1 protein-coding gene is annotated in these 793 nt (G+C 55.6%); it reads right to left on the minus strand.

Annotated features, from left to right (window positions below; genetic code table 11):
* Positions 1–55 precede the first annotated feature (55 nt).
* Positions 56–778: an IS6 family transposase gene (locus tag GCT19_RS42345; RefSeq protein ID WP_152855118.1), complete on the minus strand. Its 723-nt coding sequence runs from the start codon at positions 776–778 to the stop codon at positions 56–58.
* Between the last annotated feature and the right edge of the window lie 15 nt (positions 779–793).

The following is a 793-nucleotide window of genomic DNA, read 5'->3' on the forward strand; positions in this document are numbered from 1 at the left end:
GGTTCTGTTGCAGTAAGGGTGTCGGGACGAGAAATGTCGATATGATAAGTATTGCTTATGACCCAAGGGAGTAAAACTGCTGGGAAGCAGACGACGGGTCTTTGCCCGCACATTTCATCTGTCCTTTCCTGATCATGTGCATTACCTCGATGCCGCCGAGAATGACCCTCGCACGGTGGAAGTTCTTGAATCCCAGCATCGGCCGGCTCCGGCGTTTGATAGCCCGATGGTCCTGTTCGACAATGTTGTTCAGGTACTTGATCTGACGGACCTTGATCGGCGTCTCGCGATCGGCATTCACCGCATCCAGTGCGGCCAGATTGGAACCGCTTTTGTCGATGGTCACGGTCTCTGGCGTACCATTATGGGCGATCGCCTTTTCAAAGAACCGCCGGGCAGCGACCTTGTCCCGCCTGGCCCTGAGCAGGAATTCGACCGTGTCGCCCGCCTTGTCCACTGCCCGGTAAAGATATTTCCACTCGCCTTTGATCTTGATATAGCTCTCGTCCATTCGCCAGCTTTTCCCAACCGGACGCTTGTGCTTGCGGAAGCGCCTTTCGAAGAGCGGCAGCAGCTTGATGACCCAGCGGTGCACCGTCGAATGATCCACCGCGATACCACGCTCGTCCATCATTTCCGCAAGGTTGCGCAAACTCAGCGAATAGGCCACGTACCATCGCACGCACAGCAAAATCACTTCAAGCGGGTAGTGAAGGCGCTTCAGGACCTTGGCTAAGCCCGGCGCGAGTGTGGTTCGCGGTGTCTTCGTCTTCTTCATCGCACAGCTCAAAAA

Source organism: Paraburkholderia atlantica (genome assembly GCF_009362785.1).
Lineage (GTDB): Bacteria > Pseudomonadota > Gammaproteobacteria > Burkholderiales > Burkholderiaceae > Paraburkholderia > Paraburkholderia atlantica.

What these genes read in the sequence shown, in the direction of transcription:
- GCT19_RS42345 (WP_152855118.1), bottom strand. Translation starts at nt 778, where the DNA reads ATGAAGAAGACGAAGACACCGCGAACCACACTCGCGCCGGGCTTAGCC.